23 protein-coding genes, 1 riboswitch and 1 other annotated feature are annotated in these 25,596 nt (G+C 29.7%); of the genes, 14 read left to right on the top strand and 9 right to left on the bottom strand.

The features are described from left to right. The 3 genes from ACRDDY_RS05600 to ACRDDY_RS05610 all read left to right on the top strand — a co-directional run. A partial coding sequence (locus tag ACRDDY_RS05600) for a M24B family metallopeptidase (protein WP_438563990.1) occupies positions 1-657 on the top strand: 657 nt, incomplete at its 5' end. A 120-nt stretch (positions 658-777) separates the two neighbouring features. Further along, a riboswitch (Lysine riboswitch) is annotated at positions 778-951 on the top strand. A 130-nt stretch (positions 952-1,081) separates the two neighbouring features. Further along, on the top strand, positions 1,082-2,821 hold the full coding sequence (locus tag ACRDDY_RS05605) for a Na+/H+ antiporter NhaC family protein (RefSeq protein ID WP_438563991.1): 1,740 nt from the start codon (positions 1,082-1,084) through the stop codon (positions 2,819-2,821). A gap of 66 nt (positions 2,822-2,887) precedes the next feature. Continuing rightward, positions 2,888-3,343: an Hsp20 family protein gene (locus tag ACRDDY_RS05610; protein ID WP_438563992.1), complete on the top strand. Its 456-nt coding sequence runs from the start codon at positions 2,888-2,890 to the stop codon at positions 3,341-3,343. A 15-nt stretch (positions 3,344-3,358) separates the two neighbouring features. Here ACRDDY_RS05610 and ACRDDY_RS05615 read toward each other — a convergent pair whose 3' ends face one another. Further along, a complete protein-coding gene (locus tag ACRDDY_RS05615; RefSeq protein ID WP_438563993.1) occupies positions 3,359-3,880 on the bottom strand; it encodes an FUSC family protein in 522 nt (173 codons plus the stop codon). A 131-nt stretch (positions 3,881-4,011) separates the two neighbouring features. Then, positions 4,012-4,248, top strand: a binding site (T-box leader). A gap of 65 nt (positions 4,249-4,313) precedes the next feature. On the opposite strand from ACRDDY_RS05615, the gene metG reads away from it, so the two are divergent. Continuing rightward, the gene (gene metG / locus ACRDDY_RS05620) at positions 4,314-6,269 is read left to right on the top strand and encodes a methionine--tRNA ligase (protein ID WP_438563994.1); all 1,956 of its coding nucleotides are present in this window, start codon (positions 4,314-4,316) and stop codon (positions 6,267-6,269) included. A gap of 87 nt (positions 6,270-6,356) precedes the next feature. Continuing rightward, entirely contained in the window at positions 6,357-7,727 is a 1,371-nt protein-coding gene (locus ACRDDY_RS05625) for a methionine--tRNA ligase (protein ID WP_438563995.1), read from the top strand. Positions 7,728-7,892: 165 nt separating this feature from the next. Here ACRDDY_RS05625 and ACRDDY_RS05630 read toward each other — a convergent pair whose 3' ends face one another. After that, a complete protein-coding gene (locus tag ACRDDY_RS05630; RefSeq protein WP_438563996.1) occupies positions 7,893-8,564 on the bottom strand; it encodes a Crp/Fnr family transcriptional regulator in 672 nt (223 codons plus the stop codon). A gap of 93 nt (positions 8,565-8,657) precedes the next feature. Here ACRDDY_RS05630 and ACRDDY_RS05635 point away from each other — a divergent pair, with 93 nt between their 5' ends. The 7 genes from ACRDDY_RS05635 (at position 8,658) to ACRDDY_RS05665 (ending at position 15,212) form a co-directional block, all read left to right on the top strand. Then, the gene (locus ACRDDY_RS05635) at positions 8,658-9,437 is read left to right on the top strand and encodes a TatD family hydrolase (RefSeq protein ID WP_438563997.1); all 780 of its coding nucleotides are present in this window, start codon (positions 8,658-8,660) and stop codon (positions 9,435-9,437) included. Positions 9,438-9,690: 253 nt separating this feature from the next. Next, positions 9,691-10,761, top strand: a complete 1,071-nt coding sequence (locus ACRDDY_RS05640) for a G5 domain-containing protein (RefSeq protein WP_438563998.1) — start codon at positions 9,691-9,693, stop codon at positions 10,759-10,761. A gap of 172 nt (positions 10,762-10,933) precedes the next feature. Then, positions 10,934-11,482 carry a ribonuclease M5 gene (gene rnmV / locus ACRDDY_RS05645; protein ID WP_438563999.1) on the top strand — a complete coding sequence of 183 codons (549 nt, stop codon included), beginning with the start codon at positions 10,934-10,936 and terminating at the stop codon, positions 11,480-11,482. A gap of 1 nt (position 11,483) precedes the next feature. After that, positions 11,484-12,335 (top strand): 16S rRNA (adenine(1518)-N(6)/adenine(1519)-N(6))-dimethyltransferase RsmA, encoded by an 852-nt coding sequence (gene rsmA, locus ACRDDY_RS05650; protein WP_438564000.1) that lies wholly within the window; start codon positions 11,484-11,486, stop codon positions 12,333-12,335. 69 nt (positions 12,336-12,404) lie between these two features. Further along, positions 12,405-13,397: a hypothetical protein gene (locus ACRDDY_RS05655; RefSeq protein WP_438564001.1), complete on the top strand. Its 993-nt coding sequence runs from the start codon at positions 12,405-12,407 to the stop codon at positions 13,395-13,397. Between the two features lie 124 nt (positions 13,398-13,521). Next, positions 13,522-14,376 (top strand): hypothetical protein, encoded by an 855-nt coding sequence (locus tag ACRDDY_RS05660; RefSeq protein ID WP_438564002.1) that lies wholly within the window; start codon positions 13,522-13,524, stop codon positions 14,374-14,376. Continuing rightward, positions 14,376-15,212: an Mrp/NBP35 family ATP-binding protein gene (locus ACRDDY_RS05665; RefSeq protein ID WP_438564003.1), complete on the top strand. Its 837-nt coding sequence runs from the start codon at positions 14,376-14,378 to the stop codon at positions 15,210-15,212. The genes ACRDDY_RS05660 and ACRDDY_RS05665 overlap by 1 nt, the downstream gene beginning before the upstream one ends. 291 nt (positions 15,213-15,503) lie before the next feature. Here ACRDDY_RS05665 and ACRDDY_RS05670 read toward each other — a convergent pair whose 3' ends face one another. After that, positions 15,504-15,833: a winged helix-turn-helix transcriptional regulator gene (locus tag ACRDDY_RS05670; RefSeq protein ID WP_438564004.1), complete on the bottom strand. Its 330-nt coding sequence runs from the start codon at positions 15,831-15,833 to the stop codon at positions 15,504-15,506. 116 nt (positions 15,834-15,949) lie between these two features. On the opposite strand from ACRDDY_RS05670, the gene ACRDDY_RS05675 reads away from it, so the two are divergent. Beyond that, positions 15,950-17,119 (top strand): NADH:flavin oxidoreductase, encoded by a 1,170-nt coding sequence (locus ACRDDY_RS05675; RefSeq protein ID WP_438564005.1) that lies wholly within the window; start codon positions 15,950-15,952, stop codon positions 17,117-17,119. Positions 17,120-17,144: 25 nt separating this feature from the next. Here the strand turns inward: ACRDDY_RS05675 and ACRDDY_RS05680 are convergent, their stop codons facing one another. The 4 genes from ACRDDY_RS05680 to ACRDDY_RS05695 all read right to left on the bottom strand — a co-directional run bounded on the left by ACRDDY_RS05680 (position 17,145) and on the right by ACRDDY_RS05695 (position 20,560). After that, positions 17,145-17,615 (bottom strand): PadR family transcriptional regulator, encoded by a 471-nt coding sequence (locus tag ACRDDY_RS05680; protein ID WP_438564006.1) that lies wholly within the window; start codon positions 17,613-17,615, stop codon positions 17,145-17,147. Between the two features lies 1 nt (position 17,616). Continuing rightward, positions 17,617-18,465, bottom strand: coding sequence for a DegV family protein (locus tag ACRDDY_RS05685; RefSeq protein ID WP_438564007.1), 849 nt, complete (start codon positions 18,463-18,465; stop codon positions 17,617-17,619). Between the two features lie 99 nt (positions 18,466-18,564). Next, complete coding sequence (locus ACRDDY_RS05690) at positions 18,565-19,413, bottom strand: DegV family protein (RefSeq protein ID WP_438564008.1); 849 nt, start codon at positions 19,411-19,413, stop codon at positions 18,565-18,567. Between the two features lie 145 nt (positions 19,414-19,558). Beyond that, positions 19,559-20,560, bottom strand: a complete 1,002-nt coding sequence (locus ACRDDY_RS05695) for a DUF3048 domain-containing protein (protein WP_438564009.1) — start codon at positions 20,558-20,560, stop codon at positions 19,559-19,561. Positions 20,561-20,818: 258 nt separating this feature from the next. On the opposite strand from ACRDDY_RS05695, the gene nrdD reads away from it, so the two are divergent. Continuing rightward, a complete protein-coding gene (gene nrdD, locus ACRDDY_RS05700; RefSeq protein WP_438564010.1) occupies positions 20,819-22,933 on the top strand; it encodes an anaerobic ribonucleoside-triphosphate reductase in 2,115 nt (704 codons plus the stop codon). Between the two features lie 42 nt (positions 22,934-22,975). On the opposite strand, the gene aguB is transcribed toward nrdD, so the two are convergent. Continuing rightward, the gene (gene aguB, locus ACRDDY_RS05705) at positions 22,976-23,839 is read right to left on the bottom strand and encodes an N-carbamoylputrescine amidase (protein WP_438564011.1); all 864 of its coding nucleotides are present in this window, start codon (positions 23,837-23,839) and stop codon (positions 22,976-22,978) included. Positions 23,840-23,843: 4 nt separating this feature from the next. Next, entirely contained in the window at positions 23,844-24,944 is a 1,101-nt protein-coding gene (aguA, locus tag ACRDDY_RS05710) for an agmatine deiminase (protein ID WP_438564012.1), read from the bottom strand. Positions 24,945-25,596: the final 652 nt, after the last annotated feature.

Consider the following 25,596-nt stretch of genomic DNA (forward strand, 5'->3'; position numbering starts at 1 on the left):
ATTAAGCCAGGAATGAAAGAATATGAAACAGAAGCTTATTATGAGTTTGAATGCAGAAGAAATGGCGTAAAAGATTATGCTTTTAAAACAATAGCAGCAGCTGGAGTTAATGCAACAACTCTTCATTATGTAGATAATAATGATACATTAAAAGATGGAGATTTAATTCTTTTTGATCTAGGTGCACAATGGAATTACTATAATGGTGATATTTCAAGAACAATTCCTATAAACGGAAAGTTTAGTAAAAGACAAAAAGAAGTTTACGAAGCAGTTTTAAGCGTAAATGAAAGAGTTATAGAAGCTATGAAGCCAGGAGTAAACTTTATTGATTTAAATAATAAAGCAACTGAATGGATAGCAGAAGAATGTATAAAACTTGGTTTAATGGAAGACAAAAAAGATGTAAGAAAATATTATTTCCATAGTATAGGACATAGCTTAGGATTAGATACACATGATATAGACAATCCAAGAAGAAACACTATACTAGAGCCAGGTATGGTTTATACAGTAGAACCAGGAATATATATTCCAGAAGAAGGAATTGGAATAAGAATAGAAGATGATGTATTAATAACTGAAGAAGGTCATGATGTATTAACAAAAGATATGATTAAATCAGTTAAAGATATAGAAAATTTTATGAAAAAATAGTAGGGAGCTATCTTTAAGGTAGCTTCCTTATTTTTCTTTGATAAATTATAAATAAATTATGTATTTTATGTTGCTAAATTGTAAATAATGGTATATACTAATTTTAACTTATAAGAAATATGAGGAGATAGAGGTTGCAAGGCTTAAGAGTATCTTAGTTTTTAAAAGCAAATTGAAGCTAGGAAAAAGGAGGTTTTGCCGAAGAATTTAAGAGATTGCTTTAATCTTAGATTCTGGGTTTATGTAGAATATGCATAAGACTGTCACGAGAAATTGTGTTGAGCTGTCATTTTAGGATTTTACGGATTTAGTAGAGCCTTGAGTGTTATCTCAAGGCTCTTTTTAATTTTAAAAAGAGGTTTAGGGTATGGTTTAATTGTGGTCTATGGATTTGTATTAAAAATTTAATAGGGGGAGAGGAATTATGAGAAAAAGAGGATTTATTTTTTTAACAGTATTATTATTAGTTTGTTCTATTTCGATGCCAGCTTTTGCATCAGAAGTAGACTTAGGAGCAGTGAACGCAGCAAAATTTGAAGTATGGACAATAATACCTCCACTTGTTGCAATTGTTTTGGCATTTGTAACTAAAAATGTTGTTGTATCACTATTTGTAGGAACCTTAGCTGGATGTTTTATGCTTCAGCTTGGAGGGGGAAATATTTTCGGGGGAATGGTACAAGCTTTTTTGGATTTAGTACAAAGAATATTAAATTCATTAGCAGATCCATGGAATGCAGGGATTATTCTTCAAGTTTTAGCTATTGGAGGAGTTATAAGCCTTGTTAGTAAAATGGGTGGTGCAAGAGCTATTGCAGAGGCACTTGCAAAGAGAGCAAAAACTCCAAGAAGTGCACAGCTTACAACATGGTTTTTAGGACTTTTAGTATTTTTTGATGATTATGCTAATGCCTTAATTGTTGGACCTATAATGAGACCAGTTGCAGATAAGCTTAAAATATCAAGAGAAAGATTAGCATTTATAATAGATGCAACAGCAGCACCAATTGCAGGGCTTGCAATAATTTCAACTTGGATAGGGCTTGAAGTTGGACTTATAAAAGATTCATTTACTCAAATAGGAATGGATGTAGATGCATTTGGAGTATTTTTAGAAACAATACCTTTTAGATTTTATAATATATTAATTCTTGCATTTGTAGTTATAACATCAATTATGTTAAGAGATTTTGGACCTATGAGAAAAGCAGAAGTAAATGCAAGAAAAGGCTTAAATAAAGTTGTAGAAAGAGAAATGAAAGAAGAAGAAACTATGGTGAAAAAGGGAGTTAAGTTAAGTGTTTGGAATGCAATAATTCCAATAGGAACTCTTATAGTTTCAGCACTTGCAAGTTTTTATTATAGTGGATATCAAGGAATAATGGGGGGAGAAGAAACTGCTCTTATAGAAATTTTGAATAATTCACCATTTTCATTTGAAGCAATACAACAAACATTTTCAGCAGCTGATGCTTCAACTGCACTTTTCCAATCAGCTATTTTAGCTTCAATTGTGGCTATTGCTATGGCAGTTTGGAAAAAAATAATGACCGTATCAGAAGCTATTGACACATGGATTGATGGAATGAAAGGACTTTTAATTACAGGGGTAATATTACTTTTAGCTTGGTCATTAAGTTCGGTTATAAAGGATTTAGGAACTGCTAGATATTTAGTAACTCTTTTATCAGATGCAATTCCAAGCTTTTTATTACCAAGTATTATTTTTGTTTTAGGGGCAATAATGTCTTTTGCAACAGGAACAGCTTATGGAACTATGGGAATACTAATGCCACTTGCAATTCCTTTAGGATATTCAGTTTCACCTGAAATGGGGTACGTAGTAATTTGTACAAGCGCTGTTTTAACAGGAGCAATTTTTGGAGATCATTGTTCTCCAATATCAGATACAACTATTCTTTCATCAATGGGGGCAGGGTGTGATCATATAGATCATGTTAGAACTCAAATGTGGTATGCATTATTTGTTGGAGCTGTAACTATAATATGTGGGTATATTCCAGCAGGACTTGGCGTTCCGGTGTATATTATATTACCAGTTGGAATTTTAATTTTAATTTTAGCAGTTAGAATTTTTGGAAAGCCAATTTTAGAAGAAAAAGTAGATAGTAAAGTAGAAGAAAATGAAAAAATAACTATATAAATTAGTAGCAAATCTCCTTAGAATTAATATCTTATTTAATAAGAGAAATTCTAGGGAGATTGTTTTATGGATAGGAAAAAAGAAGTGGGACTTATGAAAAATATTTATTTAGATGTTTTAAATGAAAATCTAAATGAAATAGATTTTTGCAATGTATTTAACAATGATTTTAAGAGAACTAATATTGAAATGAACATAAAAAATGAAGAGGACAGATACTTAATAGAAGGTACATTTCCAGGAATGCAAAGGAAGGATATTAAAGTGGATTATAAAGATGAGTGTGTCTATGTAAGAGCACAAAAGAAGCAATTTTTTTCAAATGATGATAGTACTGCAATGATTATTATTAGGGATTCAAGAGATTTTGTTAAGAATTTTCATGTACCAAATAGTGATGCATCAAAAATAAAAGCATCTTTTAAAGATTGTAAATTGATTTTAGAAATTCCTAAAATATATTATGAGTATGAAACAAGATTTGGTGAAATAATTGATGTAGATGTTTATGAGGAAGAATAAAAAGGTTAGTATTAGCTAACCTTTTTTATCTTGTATGTACTTCTTTTTAGAGTTATACCATTTAGGTGGATCAAAATATTTATTTACAAGAATTGCAACAATGATTCCAATTGCAGTATCAATACTTCTGCTTAATGCGTAAGCATAAGATTGTGGTCCATTATAATTAACCATAATAACAAGAAAAACTATACATGATATAGTAACTGAGCCTGGTTTATTAAAAAGGTTACAAGTGTATATGGCAAGAACAATACCTACACCACTAACAAAAGGAATATAATTATCTAATATAGTAATATGAATTAAAATCCATATAAAAATAGTACCAAAAATTGCACCAATTATAGTTCCTATAAGTCTGTCTTTTCCCATTTTAAAACTATTAGGAACATTGTCTTTCATACAGATTACAGCTGCAATACAAGCATAAAAAGGATTTTCATCTCCAATAACTTTGAAAATAATCATACATATAACTACAGCTAAAGCAGTTTTTATATTTCTAAGTCCAATTTTGTGAAAGTTAAGCTTCATTAAATTACCTCCAAATAATGTGTATATATTATAACATATACTAAAAAAAAGATTCTGCGGCAATAATTGATATATATATAAATGCAAATTGTTGACAGAAAAAATTATTTAGAATATTATATAGTTAAAATAAAAATGCTATGAAGAGAAGAGTAGTTTTAATGATTATCTATAAGAGAGTGGGAGAAGGTGAAAGCCCATGATAAAAGTTAAGATGAAGATGGCCTCTGAGCATAAGTTCTGAGCTTTGAAGTTAGGGATTTACGGCTTGCAACCGTTATATTGCAAGGTAAAGTATTTTACTTATCGAGTTTCTTATTGTAAGATAAGAAAAAAATAGAGTGGTAACACGGTAATTCGTCTCTATGCTAATTTTAGCATAGGGCTTTTTTATTGCAAAAGATTAGAAAATTAAAATTAGGAGGGATATTTTATGTGTAAAAAACCGTATTATATTACAACGCCAATATATTATCCATCAACAAAATTGCATATAGGAAATACTTATACAACAGTAGCTGCTGATGCAATATCAAGATTTAAGAGATTAACAGGGTTTGATGTAATGTTCTTAACAGGAACAGATGAGCATGGGCAAAAAATTCAAACTATTGCTGAAGAAAAAGGAATAACTCCAAAGGAGCATGTAGATGAAATAGTTGCAGGAATTAAAAGCCTTTGGGAAATGATGGACATAAGCTATGATAAATTCATAAGAACTACTGATGATTATCATATAAAAGCAGTTCAAGATATATTCAAAAGATTATATGACCAAGGTGATATATATAAAAGTTCATATGAAGGTTCATACTGTACTCCATGTGAATCATTCTGGACAGAAACTCAATTAGTTGATGGAAACTGTCCTGATTGTGGAAGACCAGTACATGAAGCTAAGGAAGAAGCATACTTCTTTAAAATGAGCAAATATGCAGATAGATTAATTAATTATATTGAAGAGCATCCAGAGTTTATACAACCTGAATCAAGAAAAAATGAAATGTTAAATAACTTTCTAAAACCGGGGCTTCAAGATCTTTGTGTTTCAAGAACAAGTTTTAACTGGGGAGTTCCAGTAACTTTTGATATAGACCATGTAGTATATGTTTGGATAGATGCATTATCAAACTATATAACTGCTTTAGGTTATGGAAGTGATAATGATGAATTATTCAAAAAGTTCTGGCCTGCAGACGTACACTTAATAGGAAAAGATATATTAAGATTCCATACAATCTACTGGCCAATTATGTTAATGGCATTAGATTTACCATTACCAAAACAAATATTTGGGCATGGATGGCTACTTGTTGATGGTGGTAAAATGTCAAAATCAAAAGGAAATGTAGTAGATCCAGTAGCTTTAGTTGAAGGGTTCGGAGTAGACGCTGTAAGATATTACTTATTAAAAGAAATTCCTTTTGGTTCAGATGGATTATTTAATAATGAAATATTTATAAAGAAAATAAATTCAGACCTTTGTAATGACCTTGGAAACTTACTTTCAAGAACAGTTGCAATGGTAGAAAAATATTTTGATGGTGTAGTACCAGCTCCACTTGCAGCAGGTGATGTTGATAATGAGTTAATGACTTTAGCTTTAGAAACACCTAAAAAAGTAGAAGTTTTTATTGATGAATTAAGAATACCAGAAGCATTAGAAGCTATATTTGTATTAATAAGAAGAGCTAATAAATATATTGATGAAACAACTCCTTGGATATTAGCTAAGGATGAGGAGCAAAAAGACAGATTAGGAACTGTTTTATACAACCTAGCTGAAACTTTAAGATTCTCATCAGTATTATTATCACCATTTTTACCTACAACAGCAGAGAAGATTAATGAGCAACTTGCAGTAACTGCTAAAGACTGGGCATCTCTTGAAGGATTTGATGGAACGGCACCAGGAACAACAGTTAAAAAAGGTGAGGCATTATTTCCAAGAATAGATGTAGATAAAAAGCTTGCAGAACTTGAAGCTTTAAGAGAAGCTCAATTAGAAGAAGCTAAGAAGAAGGAAGCTTTAGAAAAACCACAAGAAATGAAGCCTATAAAAGAAGAAATAACTATTGAAGATTTTGAAAAAATAGATTTAAGAGTAGTTAAAGTTCTTGCATGTGAGCAGATTAAGAAAGCTAAGAAACTTCTTAAATTAAAGGTTGATTTAGGTGGAGAAGAAAGACAGGTAGTTTCAGGAATAGCTATGCACTACAAGCCAGAAGATTTAGTTGGAAAGTATGTAGTACTTGTAGCAAACTTAAAGCCAGTAACTTTAAGAGGAGAGCTATCACAGGGTATGATACTTGCAGCATCAGATAATGATGATACAATATTAAACTTAGTAAATCCAGGACAATTACCAACAGGTAGTGAAGTAAGATAATTTAAAAATAGAGACTGTATCAAAAGATAACTTTTAAATAGGCTAATTGATACAGTCTATTTTTATACAAAAAGGGGAGTGATATTTTTGAAAGTAGTTATAGGAAATGCATGGCCATACACAAATAGTAAGTTGCATTTAGGAAGAGTAGTAGTTTTTATACCAGGAGATATTTTAGCAAGATATCATAGAAAAAAAGGTGATGAGGTTTTATTTATATCAGGAAGTGATACTCATGGACATCTTATACCTTTAAAAGCAAAAGAAGAAGGAATTACACCATTAGAAGTAATAGATAAATATCATAATGAGTTTATACGAGAATTTAAGGGGTTAGATTTTTCTTTTGATTTATTTTCAAACACTGAAAAAGAAAGCCATAAAGTTTGGGCAAAAAAAAGTATCTTAGAGTTTTATGAAAAGGGATATATTTATGAAAAAGATGGAGACTTGTATTTTAAGCTTTCAGAACTAGAAGAAAAGGTTAAGAATATTTTTGAAAGAGGAAAGCTTAACTGGAGAGAAAATGCAAAGGAAATTACTGAGAAGTATATAAGTGAAGGTCTTAGGGATAGAGCAGTTACTAAAGATATAGATTTTGGTATAGATGTACCATTAGAGGGCTTTGAAGATAAGAAGATATTTGTGTGGATTGAAGCTCTTATGGGATATTTAACAGCTACATCAGAGTGCGTAGGTGAAGATAAATTAAAAGAATATATTAGTGGAAGTGATAGTAGAGTATATTTAGTTCATGGAAAGGATAATATTCCATTCCATACAATAATATTTACAGGATTATTATCAGCACTTGGACATGAAGATATAAATTTAAGAGTATTTTCAAGTAATCATTTAAAGCTTGAAGGTAAAAACTTTTCCACAAATAAGAATTGGGCTTTGTGGATAGATGATATGCTTCAAAGATATTCTGTGGATATAATTAGATATTTCTTGATTTTGAACTCACCTGAAGCTGGAGATACTGATTTTAGATGGAAAAACTTTATAAATATAAATAATAATGACTTAGTAAATGAGTTACAAAGATTTTGTGCTAATACTATAAACTTCTATGGAAGAGGAAAGTGTGAGATTTATAAAAACAAGTATGAAAAGAAAAGGTTAGAAAATTTGTATTTGGAAGTTGGAGAAAAAATAGAATCTGGAAAGTTTAAGGATGCTTTGAAAGAAGTAATTAGTTTCATTGTAGATACAAATAGAGATAGGACATATTCTTTAATAAAGCTTGTGAATGTAATAAATATATTAGAGATATTTATGCCAAGCTTTAGTATAAATATATTAGATACATTAGATATTAAAGAAAATGTGTGGGAATTTATTCATTTAGAAGATGTTCCTAGAGATATAACTTATACTGAGAGTTTTAAGGAGTTAGATAAAAATATATTTTTAGATGAAATAAATAGATTAAAAAGAAAAAAGACAAAATAAAAAACCTAGAATATCTACAATAGGGGGACGAGATATTCTAGGTAACCATTCAATTAAGATGGTTATAAGGGGTAAATAATAATGCTTTAACTACTTTACAAGATTTATTATAAGTCAAAAATATGGCAGTTTCGTGTCAAAAAGTATAAAAAAGAATTACAGAAGCTAAAAATAAAATAATTTATCTTTATTAAGGATGGTAATTGTTTTTCTATCATAGGAAATAATACCATCTTTTTTCATGTTTATAAGTTCTCTTGAAAGAGAAGGACGTCTAACACCAAAGGATTTTGCAAGCTCTTCTTTGGTAGAGTTTAAGTGTATAGTTGAACTTTTTTGTATCTTCATCTCTGATAAAAGATATGAAGATATACGCTCACGTAAAGATTTAGTATTTAATTGTCGTATTTTATTACTTAAGACTAAAGACTTATTTGAAAGATCTTTTAAAAAGTTTATTAGGAAATTTTCGTTTGACATAAGGAGTTTAGTCATCACAGTTATATTTATATGCAAAACAGTAGAATCTGTAAATGAAACTACATCTACAGGATATGTCTTTTTATTAGAGAAAATTATATTTTCAGCAAAAAGATTTTTAGGGAAAAGTTTTGCAATAGTTAGAGTGTTTCCTAATGCATTATTTTGCTCTATATGTACTTCGCCACTTATTATTACACTTACAGAAGTGCATGTATCGCCTTCAAAAAAGATAGTTTCTTCTTTTGAGTAATTTTTAAGAAAAACAGAAGGATTTTTAAGTAAACTTTCTAACTCTTCAGTTGTAAAGTGTGAAAATAAAGGTGTTTCTTTTAATATGTTTAATGTTGAATCCATAAATATATACCTACCTTTCTTTTAAATAATTATAGTAATATTATATAATACTGTATAAGGAAGAATAAAGTAATGAAAGGAAGTAATTAAACAATGGAATATAAAATATTTGATACACATGCCCATTATGATTCAGAAGATTATAATGAGGATAGAAAAGAATTAATAAGTGAGATGAACAATAATGGGGTCATAGGAATATTAAACTGTGCTTCATCATATGATAGTGTAAGAGACGTAGATAATTTAACAAAAGAATATAAGTTAATTTATGGTGCACTTGGAATACATCCAGAAAATGCAGATGAGTTAACATCTGAAAGATTACAAGAAATTAAAGAGTTGATAGGGAAAAACAAAAAAGTTCTTGCAGTAGGAGAAATAGGACTAGATTATTATTGGGAAGAAAACCCTCCAAGAGAGGTACAAAAAAATGCCTTCAGAGAGCAGATGGCTTTAGCTAAAGAGTTTGGGTTACCAGTAGTTATACATGATAGAGATGCACATAAAGACACATTAGATATTATGAAAGAGTTTCCAGAAGTTATAGGAACAGTTCATTGTTTTTCAGGAAGTGTAGAATTTGCAAGAGAGTGTATAAATCTAGGATACTATATTGGATTTACAGGAGTAGTAACTTTTAAAAATGCTAAAAAGTTAGTAGAAGTAGCAAAAGATATCCCATTAGATAGAATGCTTGTAGAGACTGATGCACCTTATATGGCACCAGTTCCTAATAGAGGAAAGAGAAATAGGTCAGATTATATAAAGGAAATTATAGAAAAACTGGCGGAAATTAGAGGAATTAGCCCAAAAGAATTAAATAATAAGGTAAATGAGAATTTTTGTAAGTTGATGGGAATAAGTATATAAAGTAAAATGAAATGGTATTGATTGTATAATAAAAGAAAAAATGGTAAAATTTAAGAGGTAGCTTTACTGTTCGTATGCCATTAGGGATTTTAATAATCCCCAATTGTAGAAAAAACTGAATTAAAAAATGAACCTAAATATGAATAAAAAAATGGTATAAAAGGGGTTCAGAGGCTTACGCGTTCATAAATTTGACAAAAAATTCATATTTTTAGTATAATGAATGTACGCTATTGCCAAAGGAGGGAATTTAATGGTAGAAAAATTTAAAGCTTATAAAGAGAATTTTTCTAACAGTCCTAAGGCTAAAATATCAATATGCTTAGTAGCTGGATTAGTTATTGGGTCTATGATATTTATGAATGCTAGAAAAACTATACAATTAACTATAGATGGTACGGTGGAAACTGTAATAACCTATAGTGGGACTGTTAAGGATGTGTTGTCATCTAAAGGTATTGAGTTAAAAGAAAAAGATAAGGTACAACCATCTTTAGAATCCAAAGTAAATGAGAATGAAGAGATTATAGTTAAAACTGCTGTTCCTATGGAAATTGCAATGGGTGAAAAGAAAGCCACTGTTTATACAGCAGAGGAAAACATAGGACAGGCTTTAGTTGAAAATTTACAAGAATTAAAGTCAAATGGTATTAATTATGATAAGGATTTAGATGAAGTAAATCCAGGTGTAAACACAAATATTGTAGAAGATATGTCTGTAAAAATAGTAGATGTAGAAATCAAGACTGTTAAGGAAGAGAAATCAATACCTTACGAGACAGTTGTTGAAAAGGATTCGAATATTGAAAAAGGCAAAAAGGTAGTTAAAAATGAAGGTACAAATGGAAAGAAACAAGTAACTTATAAGGTAACTTATAAAGATGGAAAAGAGGTTACTAAAAAAGAAGTACAATCAAAGACACTTTCAAAACCAGTAAATGCATTAGTAAAGCAAGGAACTAAAGTGCCACCAAAAGTTGTATCTAAGTCTATTCCAAATAGAGGTGGTTCATCATCTATAAAGTATAAGAAGAAATTGGTGGTAGAATCAACAGCGTATGCTTTACATGGAATAACTGCAACAGGAACTAAACCTGTATACAATCCAGGTGGAATTAGTACAATCGCAGTAGATCCGAGAGTGATACCTCTTGGAAGCTTAGTATATGTAGATGGGTATGGTCTTGCAAAAGCAGCAGATACTGGCGGAGCTATCAAAGGAAATATAATTGATGTATATTTCACGTCAAAAGCAATGTGTACACAATGGGGTAGACGACATGGAGTAAATGCTTATATAGTTGCATATCCAGGCGAATGGTAATAAGAAAGAGGCAAGTTTATACTTGTCTCTTTTTGTGTGAAATAAAAATAGAGTAAGATAACCTAAGTAATTCATTTGACATAAGGTTCATATATATGTAAATTAAATATATGTATAATTGAGAGAATTAAAGAATTACTTAGTAAAATAACTTTGAAAGGAAGTTTTGATTGTGATTAAAGAAGTTATAGTAGTTGAAGGTAGAGATGATATTGATGCTATAAAAAGAGCAGTAGATGCAGAGTGTATAGCTGTTGGAGGATTTGGAATAAATAGAAAAGTTATAGATAGAATAAAGGAAGCTCAAAAGAGAAAAGGTGTTATTGTTTTTACTGACCCTGATTTTGCAGGTGAAAAAATAAGAAGCATTATAAGAAAAAGAGTTCCTGGAATAAAACATGCTTATATTTCACAAGATGAAGGTCTTAAAGATGGAGATATTGGAGTTGAAAATGCAACACCAGAAACAATAATTAAGGCTTTAGAGAATGTTAAGGTAACTGTTGAAGAGAAAAGAGAAGAATATAATATTGAAGATATGCTTTATTTTAAATTAACAGGGGATAAAGATTCTAAAAAGAGAAGAATGCTTTTAGGAAAAATTCTTGGAATCGGGTATGGAAATGGTACTCAGATGATATCGAGATTGAATAATTATGGAATTTCAAAAGAAGAGTTTATAAATGCAATAAAGAAGGTTGAAGAGGAGATAGGTAAATAAGATGGATTTAATAACTAATTATAAAACACAAGATATAGTAAAAAAATATGGATTTAACTTTACAAAGAGTTTAGGTCAAAACTTTTTAGTTGATAAGCAAGTTGTATTAGACATTGTAGATGGCGCAGAAATAGGCCCAGAAGATTTTGTAATAGAGATAGGACCAGGAGTTGGAACTTTAACTGTAGAGATGCTTAAGAGAGCAAAAAAAGTTACTTCAATAGAAATTGATAAAGATTTAATTCCTATTTTAACTGAGGAACTTAAAGATTATGATAATTTTGAACTTATACATAAAGATGCTTTAAAAGCTAATTTTGATGAAATTATTGGAGATGAAAAAAGTGTTAAGGTTGCAGCTAATCTTCCTTACTATGTAACTACGCCTTTAATAGCACAGTTATTAAAAAGTGGAGCAAAATTCCAAAGTATAACTATAATGATACAAAAGGAAGTTGCAGATAGAATGGATGCAAAACCAAACACTAGAGATTATGGTTCACTTTCATTAATGGTTCAGTATTATGCAACTACAAAAGTTATAAGAACTGTAGCTCCAAGCTCATTTATGCCAAGACCAAAGGTTGAATCTATTATTATTAGACTTGATAGATTAGAGGCTCCAAGAGTTAAGGTGCAAAATGAAGAGTTCTTATTTACATTAATAAGAGATGTATTTAATATGAGAAGAAAAACTTTATGGAATGGTGTTAAAAACTTAGGGGTAGGAAAAGAAGATTTAGAAAAAGCTTTTGTGGAAGCAAATGTTGATCCTAAAAGAAGAGGAGAAACTCTGACTATAGAAGAGTTTGCAACACTTGCTGATAAAATTTATGCATATAAAATAAAATAATGTTATCATAAATGCTACCTTTAAGCATATAATATATGGAATAAATATATATGTGGAGGTAACGGAAACTTGGCACATAATAAATTGTATAGAAATTTTATAATATTACAAGAAGATGAAAGTAGTGCATCAACTGGGGATAAAGCTGTATCAGGTTATTCAAAGATTGAGGCTAAAGGAGACAAATGTAAAATCACTTTTTATGCTCAAAATTTAAAGAAGGAAGACAATTATTCTATAGTACTTATTTGTTGTAAAAAAGATGTAAAACAAATAGTTGATATGGGGAAACTAGTTGTAACTGATAATGGTAAGGGTGAGGCCTCTAAAGAGTATTACGCTGAAAATATTGGTGGGATAAGTTTGCCTTATGAAAAAATTTCAGGTGCTGGTATTTGTAAAAGTATAGCTGGAAAGCTTAGCTTTACATTATATGGCTTTATGAATGGAGAAAAGCCAGAAACAGGATGGAAAGATTGTCAGATAGTTAAGAGTGATGAGAAGAATGCTAATATGAAGCCAAAAGCTGAAGAGAAGCATAAAGAGAAGGAAGAAAAACCAAAAACTAAAGCAAAAACTAAAGAAGATTTTGAATGTTATGAAAGAGGAATTGAAGAAAATAATATTGACCCAGATAACTTTAAGCTAAGAGGGGGAGTTGGAAATTTCTTTGAAAATATCGTAAAAGGATTTGAGGAGGTTAAGGGATACTTTAATGACCTTAAATACTGTAAATGGTATAAGGTTCCTGTAAAAACTATAGATGATATGTGTGATACAAGTAATCATGATAAACATTCAGTAGTTTATAATCCAATGATTAATTATTATCCTTATATAGTAAAGAAAAAGCAGTTTATGATTGGATATAAATGCGATATAAAAGGAAATCTAAAGTACATTATTTATGCAATTGCTGGAAAGAAGAATTGTGATGAGCAACCTTATATGGGAAAATCAGGATTTGTAACATGGGTTAAAGGAAAAGAAGATGATGGAGATGGCTTCTGGTTAATGTTCTATGATTATAAAAAGGCAACTGTTGTAGTGCCAACAAAGTAGAATATTAAATAAAAGTTAATTCGTTGATATAAAATCTGTAAAGTATTATAATAATTATAGCTAGGAGAAGCCTAAGGCTTCTCCTAATTATTTGAAAAAAATAAATAGAGAAGGTGATATTTAAGTGAATAAGAAAGTAATCGCAATAATTGTCGTAGTTATAGCAGCAATACTTATATTCTTAGGTTTCGGTCCTGTCAATGCTATATTAGTAAAATTAGGTTTTAGAAATAATGCCTTTAATTATATTAAACAGACAAAAGTTGATAAGATAGTTATTCAAAATAGTAGGGACCCAGGATTTAGATTTATAATCACAGATCCAAAAGCTATTAATCAATTATATGAAACTTTATCTCATGGTAGTGTTAGACCAAAAGGAAACTCATTACAACCAGACTACATATTTGAAGTTTATACTGGAGATCAAATTAAAAAGTATGATTATGTTGTTGGTGTAGACACTAAGGGAGAAGGAAACTTCTGGGATGGAACACAAGCATTTCAAGTACCTAAAAATTTAGAAGATACAATAATTAATAATCTCTCATTCATAAATAAACCGAGAGATTTTAACCAAATTTATTACGGAAGTATATTAAAAGTAATTAATCAAACAAAGCAATATTATGATAAGCCAGGTGCTAAGGTTGGAATAGACTTAATGGGAGATGTTGAATGTGTAAAATATCTTTACTCAAATGATTTACAACAATTTACTCAAGAAGTTCAAAAGACAATACCAGGGGCACAGCTTGTAAATGGAAACTTTGGAGACTTTAATATAATAATAAGTGCTAATAATAGAGGATATAGCACTAATTTATTTAAAACTATAATAACAGTAGATGATAGACAGAATAATGTTTATCAACAATATTATGTAATAGGTAAGTTTGACTTTAATAAATGGGATATAGAAGTTAGTCAGCCAAACCAAGTACCTAAAGATTGGAATACAGTTGGGAGCAATCAATAATGAGTAAATGTGATAGTTGTGCAAGTAAAAATTCTTGCAGTTCAAAAGGATTAGAGATTTGTCCATCAGTTAAGACACCTAATTATGGGAACATAAAAAATGTTATAGGAGTAATTAGTGGTAAAGGTGGAGTTGGAAAATCAACAGTAACAGGAATAATGGCATCAATTCTTAGAAAAAAAGGATATAGTGTGGGAGTTCTTGATGCAGATATAACAGGGCCTTCAATTCCAAGATTTTTTGGAATAAATAAAGAAAGAGCTAAGATGAGACCAGTTGATAAGGAAAATGTTCAATTTATACCAGTAGAAACTAAATCAGGTATAAAGGTTATATCAATGAACCTTTTAACTGAAGTTGAAGAAGATCCTGTTATTTGGAGAGGACCTGTTATAAATGGAGTATTAAATCAAATGTATTTTGATACTGCATGGGGAGAGTTAGATTATCTTTTAATAGATATGCCTCCAGGAACAGGGGATATTGCATTAACAGTAATGCAGGAATTTAACATTAAAGAACTAGTAATAGTATCAACACCACAAGACATGGTATCAATGATAGTTAAGAAAGTTGTTATTATGGCTCAAAAAGTTGGAGTAAACATAAGAGGTGTAGTTGAAAATATGTCATACATCACTTGTGGAAAATGTGATACTAAAATTAGAGTATTTAGTAAAAAATCAGCGGAAGAACATGCTGAATATTTAGGTTTACCACTTATAGGAGAGCTTCCTATAAACTTAGAGCTTACAGAAGCTTTAGAAGAAGGTAAGGCTGAGGAATATGTAATAGAGAATCCTTTATATTCATTAATATTTGAAGGATTATACTAAGAGAAAAGAACCCAAAACTTTGGGTTCTTTTTGTGTGTGAAATGTATTAAGAGAATATTTTAAATTAAGTTGTTAGTAGTATTAATATAGGAATGGCAAGAGGTATTAATAGATGTGGGAATAAAAATATTATCATTTATAGATAAATTTCTTATCTTCGATATAGGAAGCTTGTAGATGCTATCATCCGAGAGAAGTATATAAGCTTCCATATCTGTTAAATCAATAATTTTCCCAAACATACTAAGTCACCTCCATAACTAGTATGGGTCTATAAAATTTTTTTATACTCTAAATTTTATCTTTATAGTATTTAATAGACCAATCCTCAATAAGGTTAATTGCTTTAGATAGTTCAAACCCTTTTTCTGTTAAAGTATATTCAACTTTAGGTGGAACTTGAGGATATACAATCCTATAAATTATCTCATCATCTTCTAATTCTTTTAACTTTTCTGTTAAAACTTTTTGACTAACTCCAGAAGTTAATCTTTGAAGCTCAAGAAACCTAAGAGATTCTTTAGAAAGATGACAGATTATTACACTTTTCCATTTTCCACGAATAATTTCAAAACCTAAATCTAAAAGACAGACATAATTTTTATCTTTAAAGTTAATCATAAAATTTGCTCCTAAAATATTTATTAATATAGATTGTTCTAGACAAGAGGCGATGACCTAAATCTTACCTTAAGGTAAGTAAACTTACTTAAAAGTGCCTACTTGAGAGATATAATATGACTATAGTAATATTATATCAAGAAATAGCGATAGGAGTTAAATATAAAATGAAAAATAGAGATAAGCAATTATTCAAAGAAGGTCTTATAGGAAATATTAAAGTAAAAAATAAATTTATAAGAGGAGCATTATGGACAGAATTAGCAGATGAAAAAGGTCATCTAACAGAAGAGATAAGTGAAGTTTATAAAGAACTTGCACAGGGCGGTGTAGGTACAATAATAACAGGATATGCATTTATAACAAAAAATGAACAACCGAACGCAAGAATGTTAGGAATTTATAGCAATGATTTTATAGAAGAATATAAGCATTTTACAGATATGATACATAGTTATAATACGAACATAATTATGCAAATAGTTTATGGTGGGTTTATGACAGGGTTTGATGTAGGAGAAAGGATTATATTAGGACCATCAGATGCAATAAATGAAGTTACACAAACTAAAGCTAAAGAAATGTCTAAAGAAGATATTAATTGGTTAATAAAAAAATATGCAGATGCAGCACTTAGAGTGAAAAAGTCAGGATTTGATGGGGTAGAAATTCATTGTGGACATGGGTATTTATTAAGTCAATTTATATCACCATATTATAATAAACGAACTGATGAATATGGTGAAAGTGTTGAAAATAGAGGGAGAATAGTTTTTGAAATTTATAAAGCTATGCGAATGGCAGTAGGAGAAGATTATCCAATATGGATAAAGCTTAATTCAGCAGATTATGTAGAAGGTGGATTAACAGAAGAGGATAGTATGTATATTGCTAGAAAATTATCTGAGATGGGAATAGATGCAATAGAAGTTACTGGTGGAAATGAATCTGTAAAATATGTTCAGGAGAATAATCTAGGAGCAGCAAGAACTAAAGTTGTAATGTCAAAAGAAAATGAATCATATTTTAAAAACTATGCAATGAAATTAAGTGAAGAGGTAAAGGCTTCAGTAATTCTAATTGGAGGAAATAGACATCTTGATGTAATGGAAAATATTTATGAAAATAGCCAGATTAAAGGTTTTACATTATCAAGACCTTTAACTTGCCAACCAGATTTAATTAATAAATGGTTGAATGATGAGATTGATAAACCTAAATGTGTATCATGTAATATGTGTTACAATACATACGGAAAAAGATGTATTTTCAATATTAAAAAGTAAAAGAGACTACCGAAAGGTAGTCTCTTTAATAAATATCATTATAAATTAAGTTAAATACTTCTAATGCCTCTTCAATTCTAGGTTTTAAAAGAGCTTTTTTTCTTAAGTAATCAGCGCGACCTTCATCAGTGATTGAATATATTTTTTTAAACTTTTTCTTAGGGTCATCCCATTCACCAACAATAAAACCTTCAGTTTCAAGTTTTTTTAGAATAGGATATATGCCACCAGTACTTGGTTTCCATTTATCAAATGTTCTTTGAGCAATTTTATGGGCAATTTCATTACCATTAGTAGGATTTATATTTAATATATGAAGAACATATATAGGTAATAAACCTTTAGTAAAAACTTGGCCTTTAGAAGGAGACTCTTTAGCCTCCTTCTCTTTTTTTACTTTTTTAAGCTCAGCCATTTTCTTTTTATATTCATCATAAAGACGCTTTTCTTCAGATTTTATATCTTTTAAGCTAGTGTATTCAGAGTGTAAACTCATATTAGTGAATCTCTTGTAAACAGATTCCTACAGTTCCAGGACCAGTATTTACACCTAGAGCTGGACCTATTTTTGAAAATCTAACACTTTTAATTTTATCAAAATCTTTTACTAGCTCATAAAGCTTTTGTGCTAAATCATCAGCACCACCTGAAAGAATTGCAGCATCACAATCACCATATTTATCTAATTCTTCTTCAGTAATTTTTTGTAGTCTTGAAAGAGCTTGCTTTTGTCCTCTAACTTTAGCATAAGTTTCATAAACACCCTCATCAGAAACCCAAATGATAGGTTTTATATTAAGCATAGAACCAACAGTTCCAGCAACTTTTCCAATACGACCACCTTTTTTTAAGTATTCTAACGTATCTATAGTAAAGTATCCATGAGATTGACTTCTAAGAATAGGTAATTTTTCTATAATTTCTTCAAAAGAATGACCTTCTTCAATTAACTTAGCAGTTAATAAAACTAAAGTACCTTGAGGTGCACTTAAAGTTTTTGAGTCAAAAACATGTGTTATTAAGTTTGGATGATCTTCAGCTAGAAGTCTAAATGAGTTTCCAGTTCCAGAAAAATGGCTAGAAATAGAAATCATTATAACATGAGTAAAACCTTCATCTTCTAAACGAGACATTAAATTTTCCATAAGGTCAACACTTGGAAGTGAAGTAGATGGTATTATTTCTTTTAATCTTGCATAAACATCATCTGGTGATATATCTATAATGTCATTATACTCTCCATCAGGATAGATAATCCTAAATGGAACAAGTTCTATATTATTTTCTTTTAATTCTTGTAATGTTAAATCTGAACCACTGTCAGTAACCAAAGCAATTTTTTGCATATAAATTCCTCCTGAGTCTAAAACTCTATCACTATTGATAATCAAAACTATATCACTATTGATATAGTTTTGCAAGTTTCGACAAAGATAGTTTTAAATTTAAAGAACTTTTTGAAGGCAGATTCCTATAGTTCCAGGACCTGTATTAACACCAAGAGCAGGACCAACTTTAGAAAATCTGATGTTTTTTATATTAGGAAAATTCTTAATTAGAGAATGGAGTTTTATAGAAAGTTCATCAGCGCTACCAGAAACAATAGTTACATAGTATTCTCCATCTTTATTTAAAATATTTTCTGCTATTTTTTGAATTTTGGAAAGGGCTTGTTTTTGACCACGAACTTTAGAGAAAGTTTCATAAACACCTTCATCTGTAACATAAATAATGGGTTTTAAATCAAGAATAGAACCTATTGTACCAGCAACTTTACCAATACGACCACCTTTTTGCAAATATTCTAATGTATCTATTGTAAAATAAAGATATGATTCAGTTCTTAAAAGATTAAGTTTACTTATGATATCTTCAAAAGAATGACCATCTTTAATCATACTAGAGGCAATTAACGCCATTGTTCCTTGAGAACCGCTTAAAGTTTTTGAATCATAAACAAAAGTAGTTAGATTTGGAAAGTTTTCTGAAATAAGTCTAAATGAATTTCCGGTACCAGAGAAGGAGCCAGATATAGATATCATTAAAATATGAGTATAGCCTTCTGATTCTAATTTTGATAAAAGCGAATTCATTAAATCTATAGAAGGAAGTGATGTAGATGGAATTACTTCTTTTAAGCGAGAATAAACTTGATCAGAGGTAATATCTAAAACATCATTGTATTCCCCTTCAGGATAAATAATTCTAAATGGAACAAGATTAATATTATTTTCTTTTAATTCATCTAAAGTTAAATCGGATCCGCTGTCTGTTATTAAAGCAATTTTTTGCATATAAAATCCCCCAAAAAAATATTATCAGTAATGATAAGTAAAACTATATCATTACTGATATAGTTTTACAAGAATAAAATACAATAAAAGTTAAAAAAAGGAAATTGAAATACGAATATTAAAATCTTTATTTTAGGTTAAATAATTAATTTTGAATGTCAACAGTAGCGTTAGTATCAATAATATTAATAATTGTATTACCAGGAGAAAGTTCGATTTCTTTTTTTGATTTATCATAGAATTTTGTTTGAGTCGTTTCAGAAGTTTTTTCCCAAGTTATATCAATTTTTTTGCCATTAGAGAAAAGATAGCCTGTGCCAGTTCCAATAATATCAATATCTAAATGGCTTCCATCAGAGTTTAATGCGATATTTGTTTTTTGGACTAATATGTTAGAAAAGGACAAGGGTTCATTAGTATTACTATCAGTAGCTAATTCACCATCCATATATTTTGTATATTTGTTATTACTGAATTTATAAGTTGTATTATAAATGTTATTAGGCGTTATGTGAATTTCAGTTGCTTTATCAGAAATATCTGAAAGGGAATCTGTAGTAAATTTAAAGAAATCTTTAGAAACTTCAGAATATCCTTTAGATTTAATTAAATTTAGCATATGTTCAGATGTAGTGTATAAATTATGAGGAGCTTTTCTATCTGAATCTCTAAAATAACTTGAAGGATTTTTCATTTCATTTAAGCTCATTAGAGAATCTTCGTTATCTATTGTTTTTAATGCATCAGATGAACCACCACAGTGTCCAAAAGCTAATGAATGCTCTTTTGCTAAAGTTAAAAAATATGGTCTAACGCTTCTTACAGGACCAATTTTTTCAGGAGTATTTTTATGAAATAGTGCTAAAAACCTAGGAATTCCACCTTCAGCAGAAGTTTCATAAATTATATCAGCTTGAGATAAACCACTTTGAGGTCTAGAATTAGTTGAATTTTCTACTATAACCATGTAAGGTGTCTTATTTAGATCTTGCTCTGTAATTTTTTCACCAGTATAAGGAGAAAGGTATTCTTTTTTTGCAGGTTCTTCTATATTTCCAGATGTTTGTGTATCACTATTATTTTTTGAATTACACCCCATTAAAGAAAAGCTAAATAATAATGATAATAAAATAATTATTTTTTTCATAATCTCACCTCTTTATTATATTTTTACCAATTAAGGATAATATTAAACTAAAAAAGAATATTAAAATTTATATTATGAATAAAAAGGAAAAAATATACATAATTAAAATTATAGATATAAAAAGATATTAAGAGATAACCTAGAAAATATTAAAAATATGAGATATTTTATAAGTCTATGGCAATTGCATAGCAAAAATATATAACGTATAATTAAATTTGGAAAAATACTATATATTGTGCAAAGGGGGTAGTTTGAATGCTATATATTGTGAAGAGAGATGGGAGAGAAGTAGAATTCAACTCTATAAAAATAGCAAATGCAATTCAAAGAGCCGCAACAGAGGTTGGTGTTAAACTTAGAACAAGTCAAAATTTCGATATTGTCCAAAAAGTAATTAACTATATTGAGATGAGCGGAAAAGATAAAGTATCAGTTGAAGAAGTTCAAAATCTAGTTGAAAAAGCATTAGAAGATACAGGACTTCAAAGTGTAGTTATAGCATATAGAAATTACAGAAGAGAAAGAACAAAAGTTAGAGAAATAAAATCAGATTTAATGAAAGCGATAGGAAAGATTGGTGTTGAAACTGACAGGGATAATGCAAATGTTGGAAATAATTTTAGTTCAAAGTTATTAAGAATAGCATCAGAGTCAAATAAGTGGCACAACTTAGCAAGTATGCCTAAAAAACTATCAAAAGCACATGAAAATGGAGATATTTATATTCATGATTTAGATTCATATAATTTGACTGTAAATTGTTTGCATATACCAACTAAAGAAATTTTAGAAAATGGATTTAATCCAGGGTATGGAACAATAAAAAAGCCAAAGAGAATAGAAACAGCAGCAGAACTTAGTTGTATATTACTTCAGTCAAGTCAGAATGATATGTTCGGTGGACAATCACATCCAGATTTTGATAATGATATGGGAGTTTTTATCCAGCCAACTAGAAATGAAATTAGAGAAGAGTTCAAAGAATTAGGAATTGAAAATGAAAAAATAAATGAAATAGTTGAAAAGAAATTAAAGATGAGAATTCGTCAAGCTATGCAAGGGGTTGTCTACAACCTAAATACGATGCATAGTCGTGCAGGAAGCCAAGTTCCATTCTCATCAATAAATATAGGAATACCAAATTCTAAAGATGCTGCACTTGTGTGTGAAATATTTTTAGAGGAATATGAAAAAGGACTAGGAAAAGGAGAGCAACCAATTTTTCCTAATATTATTTTTAGGGTTAAAGAGGGAGTTAATAGAGAAAAGGAAGATGAATATTACTACCTTTATGAACTTGCATGTAGAGTTGCATCAAAGAGGATGAATCCAACATTTATGAATATAGATGCATTCTTTAATAAAGAATATTATGATAAGGGCTATATGCCAAGTACTATGGGGTGTAGGACTTATTTAATGAAGAATGTCAATGGTGAACCAGGATGTAAAGGGAGAGGAAATATTGCTCCAACTACATTGAATCTACCTCGTATTGGAATATTAGCAGAGGGAAATATTGATAAATTCTTTAAAATTTTAGATGAAAAGATTTTAATTGCAAGAGCATCATTAATCCATAGATACAGTGTTCTTAAGAATTTAAAGGTTAAGGACTTACCTTTTGTTGCAGGGCAAGGATTAATGAAAGGTGCAGAAGGACTATCTTTAGATGATTCTATTGAACCAATTTTAAAGCAAGGAACTTTTGGAATTGGATTTATAGGTCTTGCTGAAACTTTAGTAGCTTTAGTTGGAACACATCACGGTGAGTCAGAGGAAGCTAGAGAGCTTGGAGTAAAAATAATAACTCACTTAAGAGAAGCATGTGATAGATTATGTGATGAAACAAAATTAAATTGGAGTGCATATGCAACTCCAGCAGAAGGACTTTCTGGTAAATTTATAAAACAGGATCAAAAAATGTTTGGATATATAAAAGGTGTTACTGATAAAGAATACTATACAAACAGTTTTCATGTGCCTGTTGGATGTCCAATTTCAATAACTAAGAAAATAGATATTGAAGCACCATATCATAGTTTATGTAATGGTGGACATATAAGTTATTTAGAAGTAGATGATTGTCCAGATGCTGAAACTATAATGGATATATTAAATTATGCTTATAAAAAAACTGATATAAGTTATTTAGGAATTAATTTTCATATAAGATATTGTAAGAACTGTGGAACATATCTTAAAAATGAAGATAAAGTCTGTCCTAAATGCAAGAGTAATGATATTCAAGGAGTATCAAGAGTTACAGGCTATTTAAGTCTTGATGAGCGATTTGGAGCAGGAAAATCCGCTGAAAGAGAAGATAGAGTTACTCATACAAATTCACATATGAATTATTATAGAAATTAATAAAAATAGGCACTATCAAAAAGATAGTGCCTAATTATTTTTTTATTTAGATGCATCAATGTGCATTATTGGATCATACATTTCTGGTCTACGGTCTCTGTAAACACCCCAACCATAACGTTTATCTCTAATTGCATCAAGGTCAAATTCAGCTACTAAAACTGATTCTGAAGTTCTATCAGCTTGAACAACTTTTTCACCAGTTTCATCAGCAATAAATGAGCTACCATAGAAAGTCATTGAAGTTTCATCAGTTTCAGTTCCGATTCTATTTGAAGCTACAAGTGGCATAATGTTAGCTGCAGCATGTCCTTTCATACAGTTTTCCCAATGTGGTTCTGTATCTCTTACTAGAACAGGTTCTGAACCTATTGCTGTTGGGTAGAATAAAATTTCTGCACCAAGAAGTGACATACATCTTGCACTTTCTGGGAACCATTGATCCCAACAAATACCTACACCGATTTTAGCATATCTTGTATTCCAAACCTTGAATCCTGTATCACCAGGTGCAAAGTAGAATTTTTCTTCATATGATTGACCAGTTGGAATATGAGTTTTTCTATATTGTCCTAAAACTTCACCGTCTGCATCAATAATAGCAATTGAGTTAAATGTTGTATTTCCAGCTCTTTCGAAATAACTTATTGGTAAAACAACTTCTAATTCTTTTGCAACTTTTTTAAATCTTTTAATAGCAGCATTGTCTTCTAAGCTTGTTGCTAAATTAAGATATTCATATTTTTCTTGTTGGCAGAAGTATGGTGCTTCAAAAAGCTCTTGTAGAAGTATTATCTGAGCTCCCTTTCCTGCTGCTTCTCTTACTAATCTTTCTGCTTTATCTAATGTTTCCTCTGCATTCCATGAACATGTCATTTGTGTTGCAGCTACTTTTACTTTTCTCATATTGTTACACTCCTTCTTTTGGTTGTTGTTGAGTTATACAGTGAATGTTTCCACCACCTAGTAAGATCTCTCTTGCATATATTTGGATAACTTCTCTGTCTGGATATAACTCTTGTAATTTAGCTTTTGCAATTTTATCATTAGGATCATTGAATCCTGGCATGATAACACCACCATTACAAACATAGTAATTTGCATATGATGCTGCAAGCCTTTCACCAGCCGTTCTTGGTAATGTACCTTCTACGCTATCTACACCCATACTTTCTTCTTCTGTTATATAAATAGGAGATGGTAAAATAAGCTTATGAACTTCTAATTTTCTGCCTTTAGCATCTGTTGAATTACATAAAATATCATAACTACTTTTTGATAATTCATATTGTGGATCATTTTTATCATCTGTCCATGAAATCACAACTACTCCAGGTTTTACAAAAGTAGCTATATTATCAATGTGCTCATTTGTTTCATCTAAGTATATTCCATGTTTTATCCAAATTACTTTGTCAACATTCAAATACTCATTCAATTTATCCTCTACGGCTTGTTTACTCATACCTGGATTACGACCTTTACTTAAAAGACATGCTTCTGTAACTAAAGCTGTTCCGTCTCCATCAACATGAATAGAACCACCTTCTAGTACAAAATCATCTAACTCATAGTAATCTTTCCATTCTAAGTTACATATTTTTTTAGCAACTAAGTCGTCTTTATCCCATGGGAAATATAATCCATCTACAAGTCCACCCCATGCGTTGAATTTCCAATCAATTCCTCTGACTTCACCTTTCGAATTTTTTACGAAAGTTGGACCACAATCACGGGCCCAAGCATCATTGCTTGAAATTTCAACAACACGGATATTTTCTGGAAGCATTTTTTCAGCGTGTGCATATTGATCTTCATTTACACACATTGTAACTTTTTCGAATTTTGAAATAGCTTTAGCAACTTCAGTAAATGCTGCTTGTGCATATTTGCCACCAAAACGCCAGTTATCATTTCGTTCAGGCCAAATCATGAAAGTTCCTTCATGTGGCTCGTACTCACCTGGCATCCTAAAATTATCTTTTTTAGGCGTACTGTTTATTATTTTCATACTTTTTTACCCTCCTTATCTTATTTTTTCGATACCATAGCTTTCATAAATAAATTTATGAAAACTTTAGTAGAAACTTATAATTTAAAAAATATTAAGCTAGCAACTTATTGAAGAAGCAGCTTTGTAATCCAATATAGTACAAAGAATATTTAGTGTCAAAAAGTTAATTTAGATAAAAATGAAATTTAGATGTGTTAAAAGTATATACAAAATAAGTAAAAGGAATTTAAATTATTGATTATGACATTTTAAAGACCGAATAACTCAAAATTGATAATTTATTATCACAATTTATTAGGAAATTATATAAAACAGACCTAAAAACGCTAAAAAGAAGAAGAAATAGTTTTTATTTCCTTAAAATCTATAAAATAGAACAAAGAAAAAAATATGTATAAATAAAGAAAAATAAAAATAAATAATTTTTAAAATATGAATAAACTTAAAACGTATAATAAAAAGAAGAAAAAATAAGTTTTTATTGTAAATAAAAAAAAATAAATTTTAAATAAAAAATAAGTTTAGGAGCAATAAACAAAAATATGAAAATGTATTTATAAAAGAGTAATTCATCATAAAAAATGAAACTAATTAAATTAAACTTGCAAAAAAAGAGGGAAATAAATAGGTTGAAGAAAAAAACAATTAC

Origin of the sequence: Clostridium sp. (assembly GCF_051656525.1) — a bacterium.
Classification (GTDB): domain Bacteria; phylum Bacillota; class Clostridia; order Clostridiales; family Clostridiaceae; genus Clostridium.